Source organism: Spirillospora sp. NPDC049652 (assembly GCF_040675125.1).
Lineage (GTDB): Bacteria > Actinomycetota > Actinomycetes > Streptosporangiales > Streptosporangiaceae > Spirillospora.
This window is the reverse complement of record NZ_JBFAOF010001046.1, coordinates 1-2349: the sequence shown is the minus strand read 5'-3', so window position 1 is coordinate 2349 and position 2349 is coordinate 1. Positions and strand designations below refer to the sequence as shown.

General features: G+C 73.6%; 3 protein-coding genes and 1 pseudogene. All 4 read left to right on the top strand.

Going from position 1 to position 2349, the window contains the following annotated elements; all coding sequences use genetic code 11:
- A pseudogene (locus tag AB0J52_RS36660) lies at positions 1–195 on the top strand (DUF4097 family beta strand repeat-containing protein); the annotation flags it as partial.
- Positions 196–273: 78 nt separating this feature from the next.
- Entirely contained in the window at positions 274–810 is a 537-nt protein-coding gene (locus AB0J52_RS36655) for a VOC family protein (RefSeq protein ID WP_500187508.1), read from the top strand.
- Positions 803–1606 carry a MerR family transcriptional regulator gene (locus AB0J52_RS36650; protein WP_500187507.1) on the top strand — a complete coding sequence of 268 codons (804 nt, stop codon included), beginning with the start codon at positions 803–805 and terminating at the stop codon, positions 1604–1606. Before AB0J52_RS36655 ends, AB0J52_RS36650 begins: the two co-directional genes overlap by 8 nt.
- Before the next feature lie 143 nt (positions 1607–1749).
- Positions 1750–2349 (top strand): beta-ketoacyl-[acyl-carrier-protein] synthase family protein (locus tag AB0J52_RS36645; protein ID WP_500187506.1); only part of this gene is annotated, 600 nt, incomplete at its 3' end.

Here is a 2349-nt window from a genome sequence, read left to right as displayed (position 1 = left end):
GCGAAGGGCGGCAAGGTCGTCCTGCGCACCCAGAGCGGCGACATCTCGGTCGGCGCGGCCACGGGCGTCTCCGCGACGCTGGACGCCGGCACCTCCTACGGCCGCGTCAGCAACGCGCTGAAGAACGACGGCACCGCCGAGCTCGACATCCGCGCGACGACGTCCCGCGGCGACATCTCCGCCCACAGCCTCTGATGGAGCCCCCAACGCGCCGACCAGGCCGTTCGTGCTCGGTTTGACCCTCACGCCGCGTGAGGCTGGAGGGTGCACTGCATGAGCGACTACTACGACGCGTTCGAGATCAGCCCCGTGCCCGCCCCCGGCCCCGACGCGGTTCCGCCGGAGCCGTACCGCGGCATCTACGGAATGCCCGCGTTCGCGACCATCCCCACGAACGATCTGGCGGCGTCCGTGGACTTCTGGACCCGGGGGCTGGGGTTCATCGAGCTGTTCTCCATCCCCGGCAGGCTCGTGCATCTGCGCAGGTGGGCGTTCCAGGACGTGCTCCTCGTCTCGGCCGAGGACGTTCCCGACGAGCCACCGGCGATGAGCTTCAGCTTCTCCTGCGTGCTCAGCCAGGTCGACGCGCTCGCCGACGCCTGCCGCGCGCTGCGCCCGGACTCGGTCGACGGGCCGCGGGACACCCCGTGGACCACCCGCGACATCACGGTGATCACCCCGGAGAACGCTCGGATCGTCCTCACCGCGGCGAAGCCCCATGATCCGGCCAGCCCGGAAGCGCGGGACCTCGCGGCCGTCGGGATCACCCCGCCGGACGCCCGGGACCGCGACAATGGGGACCATGCCTGATTCCAGCGACGACGCCGGCCTGACCGTCGGTCAGGTCTCGGCGCGTCTGGGCGTGACGGTCCGGGCACTGCACCACTGGGACGAGATCGGCCTGGCGTGCCCGTCCCTGCGCACGGCCGCCGGGTACCGGCTCTACACGGCCGCCGACCTGGAACGCCTGCACCGCGTCGTCGTCTACCGCGAGATCGGGCTCGGCCTGGACCGGATCCGGGACGTCCTGGACGACGCGACCACCGATGTGCCCGCCGCGCTGCGTGCGCAGCGGGCCCAGGTGGCCGAGCGGATCGACCGCCTCCAGCGGCTGAGCGCCGGGCTCGACCGGATGATCGACGCCCACGAGCGCGGCCCGCTGCTGACCGCCGACCAGCAGGCCGCGATCTTCGGCCCCGGATGGAATCCCGACCAGCACGCCCAGGCGCGGCGGCGCTACGGACACACGGCGCAGTGGTCGCAGTACGCCGAACGCTCGGCCGCTCGCGGCCCGGAGGAATGGCAGGCGATCGCCGACGCCGTCACCGACCTCGACCGCGCCCTCGCTGAGGCGATGGACGCGGGCGTCGCACCTGGCAGCCCGGAAGCGAACCGGCTCGCCGAACGGCACCGCGAAGTCTTCGCTTCCTACTTCCCGCTCACCAGGCAGATGCAGGTCTGCCTCGGGCGCATGTTCGAGGCCGATCCGGGGTTCGCCGCCCACTACGACGGCATCCGCCCGGGCCTCGCCGCGTGGTTCCGCCGGATCGTCGACGCCAGCGCGCGCACCCACGGTATCGACCCGGACACCGCGACCTGGGAGTAGAGCGCGGCACCGGAGCCGACGCGCGGCAATGCCCCGCCGTCCGCTGGTGACGCCTGCCTGCGCCGGAGAAACGGCCTCTCGTGCCTCGGCGGAGATCACCGTAGTGTGATCGGCGTCAGCCGTCACCGTCCCCGGAGGTGCGCATGCGCTGCGACGGTCTCTTCCTCGCCGGTCTGGCCCACTGCCTCCCCTCCCCCGTGGACGTCGCGGAGGCGGTCGCGGACGGTCGCTACGCCCCGTCCGACCTGGCGGCCGACGAGTACGCCTCGATCACCGTCGCCACCGACCAGGCGCCGCCCGAGATGGCCGTCGCCGCGGCGCGGTCGGCGCTGCGCCGCGCGGGCCTGCCGCCGTCAGAGGTCGCGCTGCTGCTGCACGCCTCGGCCTGGTTCCAGGGCATCGACTACTGGCCGGCCGCCTCGTACGTCCACCGGGAGGTGCTCGGCGACGCCGGACGGTACGCGCCGGCGCTCGACGTGCAGCAGATGTGCGCGGGCGCGCTCGGCGCGGTGGAGCTGGCCGCCTCGTATCTGGCCGCCGACCCGTCCCGCGTCTCCGCGCTGGTCACCACGGCCGACCGGTTCGACGGCCCGGGTTTCGACCGGTGGCGCGCCGACCTGCCCGGCCTGGTCTACGGGGACGGCGCGGCGGCGGTGGTGCTCGGGCGGGCGGGCTTCGCCCGGCTGCTGTCGGTCTCGACGGTCGTGGACACCGCGCTGGAGGGCCTCTACCGGGGGGACGAG

What these genes read in the sequence shown, in the direction of transcription:
- AB0J52_RS36655 (WP_500187508.1), top strand. Translation starts at nt 274, where the DNA reads ATGAGCGACTACTACGACGCGTTCGAGATCAGCCCCGTGCCCGCCCCC.
- AB0J52_RS36650 (WP_500187507.1), top strand. Translation starts at nt 803, where the DNA reads ATGCCTGATTCCAGCGACGACGCCGGCCTGACCGTCGGTCAGGTCTCG.